At 63.4% G+C, this 17023-nt stretch carries 16 protein-coding genes; 12 read left to right on the top strand and 4 right to left on the bottom strand.

Going from position 1 to position 17023, the window contains the following annotated elements:
* The first annotated feature begins 40 nt into the window (after positions 1-40).
* The 4 genes from NMP98_RS17630 to NMP98_RS17615 all read left to right on the top strand — a co-directional run bounded on the left by NMP98_RS17630 (position 41) and on the right by NMP98_RS17615 (position 4596).
* Positions 41-469, top strand: a complete 429-nt coding sequence (locus NMP98_RS17630) for a PaaI family thioesterase (protein WP_254859161.1) — start codon at positions 41-43, stop codon at positions 467-469.
* Between the two features lie 93 nt (positions 470-562).
* Positions 563-2218, top strand: a complete 1656-nt coding sequence (locus NMP98_RS17625; RefSeq protein WP_254859160.1) for a class I adenylate-forming enzyme family protein — start codon at positions 563-565, stop codon at positions 2216-2218.
* 78 nt (positions 2219-2296) lie between these two features.
* On the top strand, positions 2297-4225 hold the full coding sequence (gene thrS / locus NMP98_RS17620; protein ID WP_254859159.1) for a threonine--tRNA ligase: 1929 nt from the start codon (positions 2297-2299) through the stop codon (positions 4223-4225).
* Positions 4222-4596 carry an acyl-CoA thioesterase gene (locus tag NMP98_RS17615; protein WP_254859158.1) on the top strand — a complete coding sequence of 125 codons (375 nt, stop codon included), beginning with the start codon at positions 4222-4224 and terminating at the stop codon, positions 4594-4596. Before thrS ends, NMP98_RS17615 begins: the two co-directional genes overlap by 4 nt.
* On the opposite strand, the gene NMP98_RS17610 is transcribed toward NMP98_RS17615, so the two are convergent.
* Entirely contained in the window at positions 4597-5406 is an 810-nt protein-coding gene (locus NMP98_RS17610) for a PspA/IM30 family protein (RefSeq protein WP_254859157.1), read from the bottom strand.
* Between the two features lie 87 nt (positions 5407-5493).
* Here NMP98_RS17610 and NMP98_RS17605 point away from each other — a divergent pair, with 87 nt between their 5' ends.
* From NMP98_RS17605 to NMP98_RS17580, 6 genes are all read left to right on the top strand, one after another.
* Positions 5494-6093: an alpha/beta hydrolase gene (locus NMP98_RS17605; protein WP_254859156.1), complete on the top strand. Its 600-nt coding sequence runs from the start codon at positions 5494-5496 to the stop codon at positions 6091-6093.
* 54 nt (positions 6094-6147) lie between these two features.
* Positions 6148-6777, top strand: a complete 630-nt coding sequence (locus tag NMP98_RS17600; protein WP_254859155.1) for a hypothetical protein — start codon at positions 6148-6150, stop codon at positions 6775-6777.
* Positions 6778-6816: 39 nt separating this feature from the next.
* Positions 6817-7227 carry a hypothetical protein gene (locus NMP98_RS17595; RefSeq protein WP_254859154.1) on the top strand — a complete coding sequence of 137 codons (411 nt, stop codon included), beginning with the start codon at positions 6817-6819 and terminating at the stop codon, positions 7225-7227.
* A gap of 269 nt (positions 7228-7496) precedes the next feature.
* A complete protein-coding gene (gene pyrG / locus NMP98_RS17590) occupies positions 7497-9143 on the top strand; it encodes a glutamine hydrolyzing CTP synthase (protein ID WP_254859153.1) in 1647 nt (548 codons plus the stop codon).
* Entirely contained in the window at positions 9143-10060 is a 918-nt protein-coding gene (gene guaA, locus NMP98_RS17585; RefSeq protein ID WP_254859152.1) for a glutamine-hydrolyzing GMP synthase, read from the top strand. Before pyrG ends, guaA begins: the two co-directional genes overlap by 1 nt.
* Positions 10053-10373, top strand: coding sequence for a DUF7126 family protein (locus tag NMP98_RS17580; protein WP_254859151.1), 321 nt, complete (start codon positions 10053-10055; stop codon positions 10371-10373). Before guaA ends, NMP98_RS17580 begins: the two co-directional genes overlap by 8 nt.
* Here NMP98_RS17580 and NMP98_RS17575 read toward each other — a convergent pair whose 3' ends face one another.
* Together NMP98_RS17575 and NMP98_RS17570 are read right to left on the bottom strand one after the other, a co-directional pair.
* A complete protein-coding gene (locus tag NMP98_RS17575) occupies positions 10374-11045 on the bottom strand; it encodes an MBL fold metallo-hydrolase (protein WP_254859150.1) in 672 nt (223 codons plus the stop codon). It lies immediately after the preceding gene.
* 30 nt (positions 11046-11075) lie between these two features.
* Complete coding sequence (locus NMP98_RS17570) at positions 11076-12071, bottom strand: phosphate uptake regulator PhoU (RefSeq protein WP_254859149.1); 996 nt, start codon at positions 12069-12071, stop codon at positions 11076-11078.
* A gap of 307 nt (positions 12072-12378) precedes the next feature.
* Between NMP98_RS17570 and pstB the strand changes: the two genes are divergently transcribed.
* Both pstB and phoU read left to right on the top strand, forming a co-directional pair.
* Complete coding sequence (pstB, locus tag NMP98_RS17565; protein ID WP_254859148.1) at positions 12379-13224, top strand: phosphate ABC transporter ATP-binding protein PstB; 846 nt, start codon at positions 12379-12381, stop codon at positions 13222-13224.
* A gap of 61 nt (positions 13225-13285) precedes the next feature.
* On the top strand, positions 13286-13966 hold the full coding sequence (phoU, locus tag NMP98_RS17560) for a phosphate signaling complex protein PhoU (RefSeq protein ID WP_254859147.1): 681 nt from the start codon (positions 13286-13288) through the stop codon (positions 13964-13966).
* A gap of 801 nt (positions 13967-14767) precedes the next feature.
* On the opposite strand, the gene NMP98_RS17555 is transcribed toward phoU, so the two are convergent.
* Positions 14768-16990 (bottom strand): CDC48 family AAA ATPase, encoded by a 2223-nt coding sequence (locus tag NMP98_RS17555; protein ID WP_254859146.1) that lies wholly within the window; start codon positions 16988-16990, stop codon positions 14768-14770.
* Between the last annotated feature and the right edge of the window lie 33 nt (positions 16991-17023).

Here is a 17023-nt window from a genome sequence, read left to right as displayed (position 1 = left end):
ACCGACACGCCGATTACCGTCCGCTTCGAGGCCTCCGAGGATGGAACACTTCCGGAAACTCGAACGGATGTACCACGCCGCGCCGTGCAACGACGAGACCGACCCCACGCTACACATCGAACGCGAGGGCGTTGCCGAACTCCGAATCGAGGTGGGCGAAGAGTACCACCACGCCGCCGGCGGCGTCCACGGCTCCTATTACTTCAAAGCCCTCGACGACGCGACGTTCTTCGCGGCGAACTCCCTCGTCGAAGACGTGTTCGTGTTGACGACGGACTTCCATTTGCAGTTGACCCGCCCCGTCTCGGCCGGCGAACTCGTTGCGCGGGCGGAGGTCGTCAACGACCACCCGAAACAACTCATCGCCGACGGCGTCCTCGAAGACGGCGAGGGGAACCAACTCGCCCGCGGAACCGGCACCTTCGCCAAGAGCGGCGTCGAGTTGGACGCTGAGGTCGGCTACGAGTGAGCGCGACTGTCGTGTGATTCGGCCTCGGCTAAAAGACGCCTCCGTCCACAGGGCGAAGGTTTTTGATAACACGTCACAAGCACGTCTCCATCGATGAAGTACTTCCAGCAGGAGCCGCTTCGGCACGTCGGCGACGTGCCGGCGATGGGGGCCGAACGCTACGGCGAGACACTCGCACTCGAATACCGCGGCGAGGAGTACAGCTACGCCGACTTGGAGTCGCGGTCGAACCAAGTGGCCAACGCCCTCGTCGAGGCGGGCATCGAACCCGGCGACCGGGTGGCGATGTATCTGGAGAACTCCCTGCAGTTCCCCGAGACCTTCTTCGGGGTCATCAAAACGGGTGCGGTGGCCGTACCGCTGAATCACCGAATGGACACTGGCCGGCTGAAGTACATCCTCGCAGATGCCGACGCGGCGGCGCTGATTACCTCGCCGGTGTTTCCCAGCGTCGGCACGGAACTGGCCGAGGAGGTGCCGCTGGCGTTCATCCCCGGCGGTGCCGAAGGATTGGAAGACTACGACGAACACGTCGATTCGGCCTCGACGGAGTTCGACCGCCCCGACCGGGACTTCGAGGACGTGGCCGTTCAGTGTTACACCTCCGGGACCACCGGCGACCCGAAGGGCGTGTTGACCACCCACGAGAACCTCCTGTCGACGGTCCAGTCCTACACCTCCCGCAGCGGAGCGGACCCCGAGGAGGACGTGGCGCTGTGTTTCCTCCCGCTGTTCCACATGTACGGCCTCAGCGTCGTGATGCTCACCGGTCTCTACAACGGCGCGACGGTCGTCCTCCGGACGATGCCCGTCGCCTCGGAGTTGCTGTCGGCGATTACCGAGTTCGAGGTGACACAGTTCGCGGGCATCCCCGCCGTCTACATTGAGATGCTCGCCGAGATGGAGGACAATCCCGACCAGTACGACGTTTCGAGTCTGAAGACGCTGGGAAGCGGCGCCGCACCGCTGGCTGACGACACCCGACGGCGCATCGAGGACGCCTTCGACACGCCGCTGACGGAGGGATGGGGCATGACAGAGACCTCACCGGCCGGCACCACCTCCTCGACGTACGGCGTCCACAAGGGCGCGGGCTGTATCGGCCAGCCGCTGCCGAACGTCGAGTTGAAACTGGTCGACCCGATGACCCGAGACCTCCGGGTGCCCGCCGAGGCGCTCGACCCCACGTCGGCGACGACGCTCGAGGACCACGGCATCAACCCCGATGACGAAGCACAGGTCACCGGCGAACTCGCCATCCGCGGCCCGCAGGTGTTCGAGGGGTACCACGGCCTCCCAGAGAAAACGGAGGCGGTCTTCGACGAGGAGGGGTGGTTCTACACCGACGACATCGCCCGCGTCGACGAGGACCGCTTTCTGTGGATGGTCGACCGCGCCGACGACATGCTCATCGTCGGCGGCGAGAACGTCTACCCCGCCGAAGTCGAGGATGCGCTGTTCGAACACCCGGACGTACAGGCCGCCGCCGTCGTCGCCGCCGACCACGAGGTCAAAGGCGAGGCACCGGTCGCCTACGTCGTCTTAGAACCCGGCGTCGAGGACGCACCCACAGAGCGCGAAATCCGGGAGTTCGCGCTCGACCACGTCGCCACCTACGCTCACCCCCGGCGGGTGTTCTTCGTCGACGAACTCCCCCGGAGTGGCACCCGGAAGGTCCAGCGGTACAAACTGGAGGAGGACGCCGCCGAGCGACTGGACGGGCCGCTGTCGTCGAGCGAGGAACTGTAATTAATCCGGGGCGTGACACTCCGTAACACTCGCCACCGTCTCTAAACACTTATCCGCCCGCCTTGGCTTTGCGTAGGCATGAGCGATATCGTCGTCACCTTGCCGGACGGCTCCGAACTCGAAGTCGAGGAGGGGTCGACGGTCGAGGACGTGGCCTACGAAATCGGACCCGGACTCGGGTCGGACACGAAAGCCGGCGTGGTCGATGGAGACCTCGTCGACAAGGTCGAACCACTCTACGAGGACTGCGAACTCGTCATCGTCACCGACCAGTCCGAGGAGTATCTCCGCGTCCTCCGTCACTCGGCGGCCCACGTCTTCGCACAGGCGCTGCAGCGGCTCTACCCCGAGGCGAAACTCGCCATCGGCCCGCCGACCGACGAGGGCTTCTACTACGACATCACGGGCGTCGACCTCGACGCCGAGGACCTCGAAGACATCGAGGCCGAGATGTACGACATTATCGAGGCCGACTACGACATCGAACGCGTCGAACGCTCCCGAGAGGAGGCCTTCGACATCTACGAGGACAACGAGTACAAACGAGACATCCTCGAAACCGAGGCCGCCGACGAGGACCCCGTCTCGTTTTACGTCCAAGACGACTGGCAGGACCTCTGTCAGGGGCCACACGTCGAGTCGACGGGGAAAGTCGGTGCCATCGAACTCCTGAACATCGCGGCGGCGTACTGGCGTGGCGACGAGGACAACGAGACGCTCACTCGCGTCTACGGGACGGCCTTCGAGAGCGAGTCCGACCTCGATGAGTTCCTCCAGCGACGCGAGGAGGCCAAGGAACGGGACCACCGGAAACTCGGCCAGGAGTTGGACCTGTTTTCGATTCCCGACGTGACGGGGCCGGGACTGCCGCTGTATCACCCCAACGGCAAGACGGTCCTGCGGGAGTTGGAGGACTTCGTCGACGACCTCAACGACGCCGAGGGGTACGACTTCGTCGAGACGCCACACCTGTTCCGGACGGAGCTATGGAAGAAGTCCGGCCACTACGACAACTACGTCGACGACATGTTCCTGCTCGATGTCAACGACGAGGAGTACGGCCTCAAGCCGATGAACTGCCCCGGCCACGCGACCGTGTTCAATCAGGGCAACTGGTCCTACCGGGACTTGCCCGTCCGGTACGCCGAAAACGGGAAGGTCTACCGCAAGGAACAGCGCGGGGAACTCTCCGGGCTCTCGCGGGTGTGGGCGTTCACCATCGACGACGGCCACCTGTTCGTCAAGCCGGAGTCCATCGAACGGGAGGTCAACGTCATCATGGACCAGATTAACGAGGTCCTGGAGACCTTCGACCTCGACTACGAGGTGGCGCTTGCGACCCGCCCCGAGAAGTCCGTCGGCAGCGACGAAATCTGGGAGCAGGCCGAATCCCAACTCCGAGACGTACTCGAAGCCAGCGGGATGGACTACGACATCGAGTCCGGCGACGGGGCCTTCTACGGCCCGAAGATCGACTTCGCCTTCGAGGACGCCCTCGGGCGGAACTGGGACGGCCCGACGGTCCAACTGGACTTCAACATGCCCGAGCGGTTCGATTTGTCCTACACCGGCGAGGACAACGAAGAACACCGCCCGGTGATGATTCACCGCGCGCTGTACGGCAGCTACGAGCGGTTCTTCATGGTACTCATCGAGCACTTCAACGGGAACTTCCCGACGTGGCTGGCGCCCGAGCAAGTGCGCATCCTGCCCGTCTCCGACGACAACATCGGCTACGCCAAACAGCTCCAGAACCGCTATCTCGGTGATTTCCGCGTCGAAATCGAGGACCGCTCGTGGACGGTCGGCAAGAAGATTCAGCAGGCCCACGACGACCGGGTGCCGTACATGCTCGTCGTCGGCGACAACGAACAGGAGGCCGGCACCGTCTCGGTTCGGGACCGCTTCGAGAACGAGCGCAAAGACGTCGACGTCGAGACGTTCCGCGACCACCTCGAAGGCGAAGTCGACGAGAAGCGCATCGAACCCGACTTCGTCGAGGAATGACCGACTACGAGCACGAACTCGTCGTCGGAAGCCTCGACACCGGCAAGCGACACGTCGACGACGCGGTGTTCTCGACGTACGTCCGCCGGGTTCGGGAGTCGTTCCTCCGGGAGACGGTGCCGACCTTCGAGGAGTACTACCGGCCGGCAGTCCGAATGGAAGTCGACTACCACGCCGAACTGTTCGCCGGCGACCGCGTGGTCGGCACCGTCGAGGTACTCGACGTGGGAACGACGAGCGTCACGACCGAAATCACGCTGGCGACCGACGAAGAGACGGTCGCGACGGCGAGGACGGTGCAGGTCATCGTCGACCCAGAAACCGACGAACCGACACCGGTCCCCGAGGAGTGGCGGGCGAATCTGACGTAGCTACTCCTCGTCGTCGTCTTTCAGTTCGTCCAATTCGGCCTCGATTTCTGGGTCGGCGGTCTCGGTTTCGGCTTCGGACTCGGCGTCGACCGACGGGTCCTCCTCGACGCTTCCCTTGCCGGCCTCGGTCTTCAGCGTCTCCAGTTCGGCCTCGACCTCTCCGTCCCGTTGCATGGAGTTGAGTTCGCGGTCGATTTCGTCCTCGTCTGAGAGGGCGTCCTCGAAGGCGCCGCTCTCTTGGAGTTCGTCCATGGCTGCGGCGCGAGCCTCCATGTCCTCGGTCTTCTCGCGGGCGCGCTCGATGGAGCGGCCGACGTTCTCCATCTCGTCGCCGGCGCCGGTCATCGCCTCGCTGACGCGAGTGCTGGCCTCTGCAGCCTCGTAGCGGGCCTTCATCGTCTCCTTTTCCGTGCGGAACTGCTCGATGCGGCTCTGGAGTTCGTTCTTCTTCTCGACGAGATTGTCCTGTGTGTTCTGGAGGTCCGCGATTTGGGTCTCCAACTCCTCGATTTGGGACATCTTCTGTTTCTTCTTCTCCAGTGCGCGGCGTGCGAGGTCGTCGCGGTCCTGTTCGACGGCCTGTCTGGCCTGTTCGTTGTGTTTCTCGACGTTCTCCTCGAGGCGGCGCTTCTGGATTTCGAGGCGCTTCTTCTGTGTCGTCAAATCGGCGATACCCTTCTTTACGTCCTGCAGTTCGTCCCGGAGGCGCTCGTAAGAGTAGTCGAGCGTCTCGGAGGGGTCTTCCGCGCGGTTCAGGACGGCGTTGAGTTTCGAGCGGATGACGTACGACGCCCGAGAGAGGATGCCCATGTATCGTCGTGATGGGTTCCGAACCCTTAAAACGCTCTCCGAGCGGCGGGGTACAGCCTCAAGGCCCCACCGCTCGAAAGGTCGCCCATGAGCGAATCGGTCGTGATTCCGTCGGACCGCGACGTTCGGGGGAGCCTCGATTCCCCCGAGGGCGACGCCTGTGTGGTCGCCTGCCCGCCGCACCCCCAGATGGGCGGGAACCGGAGTGACCCCCGCCTGCAGGCGGTGAGCGACGCCCTCGATTGTGCGTGTCTTCGCTTCGACTACGGCACGTGGGACGAGGGACCCGGTGAGTTGGCAGACACCCGCGACGCTTACGCGTGGGCCAGACAGCGGTACGACGCCGTCGGGCTGTTCGGCTACAGTTTCGGCGGCTGTCTCGCCGTGGTCGCCGCCGCCCGAGAGAGTGAGACGGGAACGGCGCCGTTCGCGGTGGCGGCACTCGCCCCGGCCGACCACATCACCGACGACATCGATGCCGTAGCCGCAATCGAGGACATCGACTGTCCACTCTGTGTCGTCTACGGCGAACGCGACACGACGGTCGACGCCGAAGCCGTCGCCGGAGCCGTCGAGAAACGGGGCGGCACGGTCGAGGTAATGAGCGCCGACCACCACTTCGTCGGTCAGGCAGCGAAGGTCGGAAACCGGGTCGGCGAGTTCTTCGCTGGGGCACGGGGAACTTAAACGTCCGGCAGACGCTGGCACGAAACGTTTACGTATAGGTCCGTTTTCGCTGGTATGCACGACCCGAACTGGGGTGCCACTCGACCACGCGGGGGGAGTCTCGAGGAAGTGTGGGGGTCGTCGGCGTTCGAACCTGTCGACCTCGGCGCGAAACCAATCGAGCAGTACGTCGACGCGATGGCGGCGACCCGACGCCACGGCGACGCTCGCTACTGCTGTGTCGAAATCCCCGACTCGCCGGAGATCGACTGGTTCGCCTCCCGGAACTGCCTCGCCGACGCGGAGTTCTTCGGCCGACTCCTCGGCTCGGAGCCCGTCACCGACGAACTCGACCTCGACGTGACGGATGACCCCGACGTGTCGATGACCGTCGAGACGGCGCTGTCGATGGACGGGACCCTCGCCGAACAGCTCGTCCACGGCGGCACCGTCTCCTACAGCGATACGCTCGACCAGCAGTACGGAACGTTCGCGAAGGCCAAGCGACTCGCCGAGGAGTTCCGCGATTCCGTCGTCGAGGACCGCTACGAGGAGGTGACCGTCCACCGGACGCGAGAAGCGTGGTGTGAGTGGTTCGGTGAGCCACACTGGAACTTCACGATGGTCGTCGTCGACAGACGGTATCGGTTGGCGTGGGTACTCGTCGCCACCGACGAAGGGCCGCTGGAGCAACTCGAAGACTGACCCGAACGTTTGGTTCGACACCGTCGATTCGAGTGTGTAATGCCCACGACGAATCGATTGACCGAGGAACTCGTCGTCGGGGGCTACGCCGTCGTCGCTACCCTCTGTGGAGTCGTCTTCGCCGGCGTCCAACTGACGAGCGGGCCGTACATCGGCGGCGCGTTCCTCGTCATCGGTGCGTTTTGGCTGTGTGTCGTCGCTTCCGTCGCGGCGGCTGTCGTCGTCCTCATCGAAAACGCCGACCGGAGACGCCGAAATGAATCGGTCGACCCGTGGGCCAGCGTCTTCGCGGGGCTGATGCTCGTGGCACTCGTCGCCGCCCTGTACCTCGCCTTCGCCGCGAACAGACTACAAATGGCAATGGTGGTCGGTGCGGTGGGGCTGGTCCTCGCACCACTGGGATTGCTGGCTGCGGTGTTCGAAGACCGATTGTCGGAGAAAAGGATATAGCCGAACATTGAGTCGTTGTGCCAGCATCCGCGAGGCGCGCGAAGCGCGCCGAGCGGTTCTCCGCGCGAGCGAAGCGAGCGCGGTAGCGTTCGGAAATCGCATAGCGATTTCCGCAGCCCATCAGAAACGCGAAGCGTTTCTGAGGACGACGAGTGACCGTAGGGAACGAGTCGCTATTTTTCATCGACGTTTTTCCCGGCGCGGCTTTGCCGCGCCGTGGAAAAAGGTCGGTCCGAAACGGTTTTGTCTGACGCTCGCGGACCGTCGGTATGCCGACGGAACTTACTGAGTACGACCCCTCATTGGGGAACAAATTCATCTTCGTCACCGGCGGCGTGATGTCAGGATTGGGGAAAGGCATCACTGCGGCGAGCACCGGGAGATTGCTCGCCAACGCCGGCTTCGACGTGACGGCCGTGAAAATCGACCCGTATCTCAACGTCGACGCGGGGACGATGAACCCCTACCAGCATGGCGAAGTGTACGTCCTGAAAGACGGCGGCGAGGTCGACCTCGATTTGGGGAACTACGAGCGGTTCCTCGACATCGACATGACGTTCGACCACAACGTCACGACGGGAAAGACCTACCGCCACGTCATCGAGAAGGAACGCGCGGGCGACTACCTCGGGAACACCGTTCAGATTATCCCGCACATCACCGACGACATCAAACGGCGCATCCGCGAGGCCGCCGAGGGCCACGACATCTGTCTCATCGAGGTGGGCGGCACCGTCGGCGACATCGAGGGGATGCCGTATCTCGAGGCACTCCGGCAGTTCGCCCACGAGGAGGACGAAGAAGACATTCTCTTTACCCACGTCACCTTGGTCCCCTACTCGAAGAACGGCGAACAGAAGACCAAACCGACTCAGCACTCCGTCAAGGAACTCCGTTCTATCGGCCTCCAGCCCGACATCTTGGTCGGCCGCTGTGAGGACAAACTGGACCCCGAGACGAAGGAGAAAATCGCGCTGTTCTGTGACGTTCCCACCGACGCCGTCTTCTCGAATCCCGACGTCGCGGACATCTATCACGTCCCCCTGATGGTCGAAGACGAGGGACTCGACGAGTACGTCATGGAGCGGTTGGGGCTGGCCGAGGAGGCGATTCCGAAAGCCGACCGCGACAACGGCTGGCGGGAAATCGTCACCACCGACCCGACCGACGAAATCGACATCGCGCTGGTCGGCAAGTACGGGCTGGAGGACGCCTATATGTCCATCCACGAATCGCTGAAACACGCCGGCTTCGAGACCGAAACCGACGTAAACGTCCTGTGGGTCGACGCCGACGAGATGGACGACGAACACGCCGACCGCCTCGAACGCGCCGACGGCATCATTGTTCCCGGCGGCTTCGGGGCACGCGGCACCGAAGGAAAGATGGAGGCAGTCCGCTACGCCCGTGAAAACGAGGTCCCGTTCCTCGGGCTGTGTCTGGGCTTCCAGATGGCCGTCATCGAGTACGCCCGCAACGTCTGTGGGCTGGAGGGTGCGGATTCGACGGAGATGGTCGAGGATACTCCTCACCCCGTCATCGACATCCTCCCCGAGCAGTACGAGGTCGAGGACATGGGCGGGACGATGCGACTGGGCGCCCACGAGACCGAGATTTCCGAGGGGACGCTGGCCCACGAGGTGTACGGGACCGACTCCTGTACGGAGCGACACCGTCACCGATACGAGGTCAATCCCGAGTACATCGAGAAACTCGAATCGGCGGGAATGCGGTTCTCCGGCCGGGCGAACAACCGCATGGAGATACTGGAGTTGCCCGACCATCCGTACTTCCTCGGGACGCAGTTCCACCCCGAGTTCCGGTCGCGACCCACCCGCGCGTCGCCGCCGTTCGTCGGGTTGGTCGAGACGATACTCGGAGACAACGAGACGGACACCGAGGAGGTGACGGCCTGATGGTCGACACCGAGGAGTTCATCGACGAGAAGATAGCCGAAATCGACGACTCGGTCGGCGACGCCAACGCCGTCATCGCGCTGTCGGGGGGTGTCGACTCCTCGACGGCCGCGGCGTTGGCCTACGAGGCACTCGGCGACCGCCTCACGCCCGTCTACGTCGACACCGGGTTGATGCGGAAGGGCGAAACCGAAAGCGTCCGAGAGACCTTCGCCTACATGGACAGCCTGCGAATCGTCGACGCTCGCGAGCGGTTCCTCGATGCGCTTTCGGGCATCACCGACCCCGAGGAGAAGCGTCACGCCATCGGCGAGCAGTTCATCCGGGAGTTCGAGACGGTCGCCCGCGAGGTCGACGCCGACTACCTCGTCCAGGGAACCATCTACCCCGACCGCATCGAGTCGGAGGGGACCATCAAGTCCCACCACAACGTCGGCGGCCTCCCCGAAGTCGTCGACTTCGAGGGCATCGTCGAGCCGATGCGAGACCTCTACAAAGACGAGGTCCGGGAAGTCGCCCGCGCGCTGGACCTCGAAGAGGTCGTCTCCGAGCGGATGCCGTTCCCCGGCCCGGGACTGGCCATCCGCGTCCTCGGCGAAGTGACCGAGGAGAAACTCGAGGTCGCCCGCGAATCCAACTACATCATCGAGGAGGAACTCGAAGAGTACGACCCCTGGCAGGCGCTCGCGGCCGTGCTCGGGAAGGCCACCGGGGTGAAAGGCGACAACCGCGTCCACGGGTGGGTCGTCTCGGTCCGGTCGGTCGAATCCCGCGACGGCATGACCGCCCGCGCACAGGAAATCGACTGGGAGACGCTCCAGCGAATCCAGTCGCGTATCACGGGCACCCTCGACAACGTCTCGCGCGTCGTTTACGACGTGACGCACAAACCACCGGCAACAATTGAATATGAGTAAAATCGTCATCGCTGGGGGCGACCCCGACGGGCTCGGCGCGGCACTGGAGGCGAACGGCGCCGAGGTGGGTTACGCCGACGGCACCGCCAATCGCCCCGCGCTTGAGGAGGCGGGCATCGTCGACGCCGACACGCTCGTCGTTACCGACGCCGGACTGGCAACGTCGGTTTCGGTCGCGAAGGACCTCAATCCCGACCTCCGAGTCGTCGTTTACACTCGTGATTCGGTGCCGGAGTTCGTGAAGGGACAGGCCGGCCACATCGTCGACCCCGAGTTGCTCGACGCCGACACCGTCGCCGAAGAGATTATCTGATTACTCCGCGGCGAGTTCGCTGAGGCGGACGCCACCGCCTTTCAGGAACGGTGTTCCGTGACCCATCGCCGCGACCTCGAAAGCGGGTGCGCGGTCGACGAACGCGTCGATACTCCGTCGAACCTCGTCGGTATCGTAGGAGAGCAGCCACGGTGAGGGCTGGAGGTCGCCGTCGCGTTCGATGACCATATCGCCGAGGAATGCCGCCCGGTGTTCGTCGTGGAGGTAGACGGTGTGACCGGGCGTGTGTCCGGGCGTGTGATAGGCAGTGAAGCCACCGATTTCGTCCCCGTCGGCGACCGGGTGGACGCGGTCGGCCGGCACGTCGGAAACGAGTAGTCCCGAAACGAGTTGGGTGAGCGCCTTGTGTCCCGACAGCGACGGTCGCTCCTCGCCGGTGACGAGCGGCGCATCCGCGCGGCCGACGTAGATGGGTGCGTCCGTCGAGAGTTTCGCCGCCGAGCCGACGTGGTCGAGGTCGTAGTGCGTGATGAGGATGCGGTCGATTGCCGACGGCGTGAAGCCGACGGTCTCGATTGCGGCCTCGATTCGCGTGGCGTCGAAGGGGGTTCCCGTATCGACGAGCGTCAGGGCCTCGTCGTCTTCGACGAGGTAGGCGTTGACGCCGGTGCAGTCGAGCCACCAGACGCCCTCGCGGAGTTCGGTCATCATAGCCGGAGGAACGAGCGCCGATAATAAAAATCAGGGCTTCGGAGCGGCCTTCTGGAGTGCCGTCTCGGCGATGTTGCCGCCGTAGTCGGCACTTCGGGACAGCGAGTCGACGATGAGACCGAGCAACTGCGCCTGCTGCGGTTCCAGTTCGCGGATACGGTCGTCGACCCGCCGGGCGAGTTCGTCGATTTCGGTGACTCGCTGTCGGGCGTCGTTCGCGAGTCGCGTCGCGCGGTCGGAGTCGTCCTCAAGCAGGGCGTCCATCGCCATCTCGATGATTTCGGTCGCCTCAGCGTGGAGCGCCTCGATCGCCTCGGCGGCTTCCTCCGGCGGCGCGCTGAGCGTCTCGGCGTGCGTTGCGATTTTCGCCGCGTGGTCGCCGACGCGTTCGAGTTGCCGGGCACTGGAGTGGTAGTCGAAACACGTCTCTCGGTCGAGGCCGATTTCGGCGGCCGCCGAGGGGTCCCGAAGCACTGACCGAAACACCCGCGAGACCATCGACCACAGTCGGTCGACGTCGTCGTCGCGTTGGACCACGTCGGCTGCGAGGTCGTCGTCGTCGTCCAGTAGCGCGGTGACGGCGTCGCCGAGCATCGTCGTCGAGACGAGGCGCATCCGCGTGATGGCGTTGTGCATCGACAGTTCCGAGGAGTCGAGTAAGTCCTGCAGTTGGACGCGCTCGGAGGTTTCACCGATGACCTCGAGTCCGACGAGGCCCTGTGTCGCCTCCCGAATCGTCCGGCGCTGGGCGGCGCTGACGCGGGCGGTCTCCAGAGTGATGATGTCGAAGCCGCTGACGTACATCGTCACGACCGCGCGCATCAACTGGTCGCCCTCCAGTCCGGTGATATCGAGGGACCCTTCGACTTTCTCCTCGTCGCGACGCGGCGTCAACAGAAGCGAGTCTTCCTCGGGATGGAACTCGACGACGCTCCCGCCGCTAACGTCGTTTTCCGTCGCCCACTCTTTCGGGAGTGAGACTGTGTATGTAGAACCACCCGTCACCTGCACCTTTCGCGTCTCCATAGGCATCCCTTTCCACCAGTAATATAAATTACCATCGAAATATATATTATGTTCCGAAGAGCCCCTAAACCGAACCCTTTGCTCCCGAAGTCCCCGGGCCGGCTCGAACAGAGACCCACCACCCCTGCCAGAATACGTGGAAGAATATAGGCCTATATAGCAATCATAGTGGAGTATTTACGGACTCGGCAGCCACGAGGCGTAAGTACGGGCGGTCGAGTGTATCGTCTCCGACAGCTATCCAGCGATGGACGGCCGTCGAGTCTCTCGACACGGTACTCGCCCTCAGCCGAGACGGACTTATCCAATGAGCCGGAACGAATCCACCGCCGACGCCTCGTCCGAATCGCTCGTCGAACAGGGACCGACCGCCGGCCTCGAATCGACCGACCGCGGGAACGGCCGGACCATCATCAGCGCCCGCGACATCAACGTCTGGTACGACCAGACCCAGGCGCTGAAGGACATCTCGATGGAGATACCCGAACAGCAAGTCACCGCACTCATCGGCCCCTCCGGGTGCGGGAAATCGACGTTCCTCCGGTGTGTAAACCGGATGAACGACCTCATCGACGCCGCCCGCGTCGAGGGGGAACTGCAACTCCGTGGCAAGAACGTCTACGACGAGGACGTCGACCCCGTCGCACTGCGCCGGAAGGTCGGCATGGTGTTCCAGAAACCGAACCCGTTCCCGAAGACGATTCGGGAGAACGTCGCCTACGGCCTGAAGATTCAGGGCTACGACGGCGACATCGACGCCCGCGTCGAGGAATCGCTGAAAGCCGCGGCGCTGTGGGACGAGGTGAAAGACCAACTGGATTCCTCGGGGCTGGACCTCTCCGGTGGCCAACAGCAGCGACTCTGTATCGCCCGGGCAATCGCCCCCGACCCGGAAGTCGTCCTCATGGACGAGCCAGCGTCGGCGCTGGACCCCGTCGCCACCTCGAAAATCGAAGACCTCATCGACGACCTCGCGTCCGAGTACACCGTCGTCATCGTCACCCACAACATGCAGCAAGCCGCCCGCATCTCCGATAAGACGGCCGTCTTCCTCACCGGCGGCGAGTTGGTCGAGTTCGACGACACCGAAAAAGTGTTCGAGAACCCCGACAGCGACCGCGTCGAGGACTACATCACCGGCAAGTTCGGATAACGGCTGACGGGCGTCGGACGCCTCCCGAAGACACAAATCCGAGACCCGAGAACGGACCTGTATGGCACGCAAGGGATTTCAGGAGCAACTCAGCGAGCTCCGAGAGAACGTCCTCTACATGAGCGAGGTCGTCCTCGAACGGCTCCGGATGGGACTCCAGGCACTCGAAGGGAAAGACGAATCGCTCGCCCGCGAGGTCATCGAAGGCGACCACGAAATCAACGAGATGTACCTCGAACTCGAGAAGGACTGCATCGACCTCTTCGCGCTCCAACAGCCGGTCGCCGGCGACCTCCGGTTCATCGCGGCATCGTTCAAAATCATCACCGACCTCGAACGCGTCGCCGACCTCGCGACCAATCTCGGCGACTACACGTTGCAGGCGAAACGCGACCTCTACCCCGACGTCGACGTACAGGGTATCGGCGACGCCGTCATCGAGATGATAGACGACTCGATGACGGCCTACGCCGACGAGGATATCGACGCGTGTTTCGAAATCGACGACCGAGACGACGACGTCGACGCGATGTGTGAGACCGCCTCCAGTACCGTCGTCCGAGACCTCATCGAGACGGAAATCGACGCCGAATCCTCCGACGAGGAAATCGAGTCGCTGATGCAGGAGGTCTCACGGCTCCTCCTCACCATCCGTGACCTCGAGCGCGTCGGCGACCACGCGGTCAACATCGCCGCGCGGACGCTGTACATGGTCGACAACAGCGACGAACTCATCTATTGAAACTTTTTGCCGGCGCCCGCAGGGCGCCGGCAAAAACTTTCATGAAAAAGACACGGCGGCCCTCCTTACAGTCGGGCCTTGGTCCCGCGCGCCTGCGGCGCGCGCGGAACCGCTCGGTCGATAGAGGGGGCTTGCCTATCGTCCGATACACCCTCCCCAGCCATACTCGCCACGTTCACTCTGCGCATCGATAAGCCACGAATCCGTACAAAACGGAATTAAAACGACGACGTACGGAGTGTTCTTGAATCGGATGTAGTTGCCCGAAAGGCGCGGAGGGCTGGTATCGGTGGGGTCTGTCTCGTACCATGGAAGCTCCGAGAGAGCCTGCGCTACGGTGTCAAATTCACGTTCAGAGACAGTGATAGACGCTGTACCAGACCCACTACTCGCTATCCGAAGGGCCTCCTGAATCGGGGCAACATCACTTATTCGCTCGTCCGATGCCTCGGTAACTGACCCATCGGGTGATTCATCCATCTCAAAGGTCTGTACTTGTCCACCTTCTGCCCCGGGGTCGGAGAGACATCCAGAGACGAAAATACTAGCCCCACCGGCTATTGAAGCGAGACATTGCCGCCGATTCATGTACTAGTACCAGAGTAGTCATTCCCATAACTACTTTAATTTATTACATATTTACTAGAACGCGGGGTTCAATTCGCACCTCTATTGATCGAGTCTTTCACCGAACAAGCGCTGAAACAAACAATCACTTCTCGATCGCATCCGTGAGAGGGGTTCGATAGAACCTCCTCGAAGCGGTTCGCCGCGCCAGCGGCGCTCGCGTGCAAAAAGTTTCTATTGGAAACCGATGCGGCCGCCCTGTCGACGGCCGGTGTCGGCGCCGCCACCGCGGAACTCGTCTTCGACCTGTTCGTAGTACTCCCGGATGTCGTCGGTGATGGTCGGCCGGACCGACTCCAGAGCCTGCCGGAAGTGTCGCATCTCGACGGCTTCGGCGTCGTCGTCCTCCCGAAGTGCCTGAATCGCCGCCTCGCGGCCGATGGATTCGAGGTCGGAGCCGACGTAGCCCTCGGTGATTTCGGCGAGTTCACGGAGGCTCACGTCCGGCGACAGCGGCGTGTCCTTGGTGTGGATGCGGAGAATCTGCTCTCGACCCTCCACGTCCGGTTCACCTATCATCACGAGTCGGTCGAAGCGCCCGCTCCGGATGAGCGCGGGATCTATCATGTCCGGACGGTTCGTCGCCCCGATGACCATCACGTCGCCCATCTCTTCGAGGCCGTCCAACTCCGTCAGCAGTTGGTTGACGACCCGCTCGGAGACGTTCGACCCGGTGTCGCTGCCGCGTCCGGGGGCGAGACTGTCGAGTTCGTCGAAGAAGATGACGGTCGGCGCGACCTGTCGGGCCTTCCGGAAGGTCTGTCGGATGGCCTTCTCCGACTCGCCGACCCACTTCGATAGCAGTTGCGGGCCGCGAACCGAGATGAAGTTGGCGTTGGTCTCGTTTGCGACGGCTTTCGCCATCAGCGTCTTGCCGGTTCCGGGCGGGCCGTACAGCAGCACGCCTTTCGGCGGTTCGACGCCCATCCGCTGGAACTTCTCGGGGGAGTTCATCGGCCACTCGATGGACTCTTTGACCTGCCCCTTCGCCTCGTCGAGACCGCCCACATCGTCCCACGATATTTTGGGGAGTTCGACGAGCACCTCCCGCATCGCCGAGGGGTCGACCTCGTTGAGCGCACCGCGGAAGTCGTCGCGTTTGATTATCATCCGGTCGATGAGACTCGGCGGAATGTCCTCCTCGTCGAGGTCGATTTCCGGCAGGTACCGACGGAGCGCCTTCATCGCCGCTTCCTTCGTCAGCGACTCGATGTCGGCGCCGACGAAGCCGTGGGTCTCGTCGGCCATGTGGTCGAGACTCACGTCGTCGGCCAGCGGCATCCCACGAGTGTGAATCTGGAGGATCTCCTTCCGGCCAGTCTCGTCGGGGACGCCGATTTCGATTTCGCGGTCGAAACGGCCCGGCCGACGCAGGGCGGGGTCGACCGAATCGACGCGGTTCGTCGCCGCGATGACGATGACCTGACCGCGCGATTCCAGTCCGTCCATCATCGTCAGCAGTTGGGCGACGACGCGGCGTTCGACCTCGCCGGTGACGTCCTCGCGTTTCGGCGCGATGGAGTCGAGTTCGTCGATGAAGATGATGGATGGCGACTCCTCGGTAGCGTCCTCGAATATCTCCCGCAGTTGCTGTTCGGACTCGCCGTAGTACTTCGAGATGATTTCCGGGCCGGCGATGGAGAAGAACGAGGCGCTGGTCTCGTTCGCGACAGCCTTCGCCAGCAGGGTCTTGCCGGTGCCGGGCGGGCCATGCAACAACACCCCCTGTGGCGGCTCGATACCCAGTTTCTTGAAAATCTGGGGGTGTTTCATCGGCAACTCGACCATCTCTCGGACCCGCTGAATCTCGTTTCCGAGGCCGCCGATGTCCTCGTAGGTGATTCCTCCGCCGGTCTTCTCGAAGCCCGAAATCGGTTCCTCCCGGAGTTCGACCTCGGTGTCTTCGGTGATGAGACAGACGCCGTCCGGTTCGGTCTCGACGGCGATGAGCGGAATCGCCTGCCCCGGCGAGCGCATGAACGGGTGGTTCGTCGAACTCATCACGGGGACGATGTCGCGCTCGACGACCGGCCGCTTGAGAATCTGCCGTTTGACCATCCCCGCGGCGTCGGAGCCGAACTGCACCGACGCCTCCTCGGGCGGCGCGAGGACGAGTTTGTCCGCCTTCGTCGCCTCGGCCTTCCGGATGGTGACGCGCTCGCCGATGCCCACGTCGGCGTTCTGCCGGGTGAACCCGTCGATGCGCACCGTGTCGGTGTTCCAGTCCTGCCGGTCGGCACGCCACACCTTCGCGGCGGTGGTGTCGGCACCCTCGATTTCGATGATGTCTCCCGGCGACAGCTTTAGGTGCAAAAGCGTATCCGGGTCGAGTCGCGCGATGCCCCGCCCCGAGTCGTTCGGGTAGGCCTTGGCGACCTCCAGTTGAACCTCGTTCATCCTGATACGTGAACTCCGGTCGCGCCGGAGATA

The sequence above is a fragment of the Natronomonas gomsonensis genome, assembly GCF_024300825.1.
In the GTDB taxonomy this organism is placed as follows: Archaea; Halobacteriota; Halobacteria; order Halobacteriales; family Haloarculaceae; genus Natronomonas; species Natronomonas gomsonensis.
The sequence above is the reverse complement of the archived record's forward strand: the minus strand, read 5'-3'. Positions and strand labels throughout refer to the sequence as shown.